We start from the raw sequence: 842 nt of genomic DNA on the forward strand, positions 1-842 counted from the left end.
GGACCTGGATATTGCGCTTCGAGGCGCATCCGCGGCGCGTGCGAGCGGTCTTCGGCCGCGCGCAGCTGCGCGATCTCCGTGTAGCTCTTGCGCTCGCCGCCGAACACACCGAACCAGGCGAGCAAGCCTACGATGACGGCGACCAGAAGCACCCCGACGACGGCCCACGCAACGCGGGCCGACGAGACAGTTCGCAAATCCATCCGGCGTTAGATCCTCTCAGTCTAGAATTCGACCGAGAACCCCGCACGTGCCACCCATTCCCTGCTCGAGCCCTCGGACACCGTCGCATCGATGACCGTCGGAATGTTTATGTTCAAGCGATGCGCCAGTCCAATGCCAAATCCGGTCTGACCCTCGAAGTAGGCGCTGTTGAAGTTAAAGGTGGTCTTCCCCGGCGCCGAAGGCGTTTGAAGCGTCGGCGCCGCTGCCACGCCCGCGATCGCGGCGGAGAATTGCCCGAAGTTAACCGCGTCGTATTGCTCATAGCCGGCTGCGACATTCGTGATGCGCCGCTGGCCGCCCGGATCACGCGTGCCGACTGATACGGTGTTTCGCTCATCCGCGACGGAGTTGTATCCGAGCGCCACGGAATTGCTGCCCGTCGCGACGGAGTTGGATCCGAGCGCGGTCGAGTTCGTCCCCGTGGCCGCCGAATGGAAGCCGAGCGAGGTCGAGCTCGCCGTCGACGCGGTCGCGAACTGACCGATCGCCGTGGCGTCGTCCGCGAGCGCCGCCGCGCCGTCGCCGAAGGCCGACGAGCTCGAGCCGAGCGCACGTGCGTTCGGACCGACAGCCGTCGAATTGGCGCCCGTGGCGGTCGAGTTGTCGCCGTACGCCGC

At 66.2% G+C, this 842-nt stretch carries 2 protein-coding genes; both read right to left on the reverse strand.

Annotated features, from left to right (window positions below):
* Positions 1–203: hypothetical protein (locus JSS27_21585; protein ID MBS0211543.1), on the reverse strand; the 203-nt coding region annotated here is incomplete at its 3' end.
* A 21-nt stretch (positions 204–224) separates the two neighbouring features.
* Positions 225–842: YadA-like family protein (locus JSS27_21590; GenBank protein ID MBS0211544.1), on the reverse strand; the 618-nt coding region annotated here is incomplete at its 5' end.

Source organism: Planctomycetota bacterium (assembly GCA_018242585.1).
Taxonomy (GTDB): Bacteria; Planctomycetota; Planctomycetia; order Pirellulales; family PNKZ01; genus JAFEBQ01.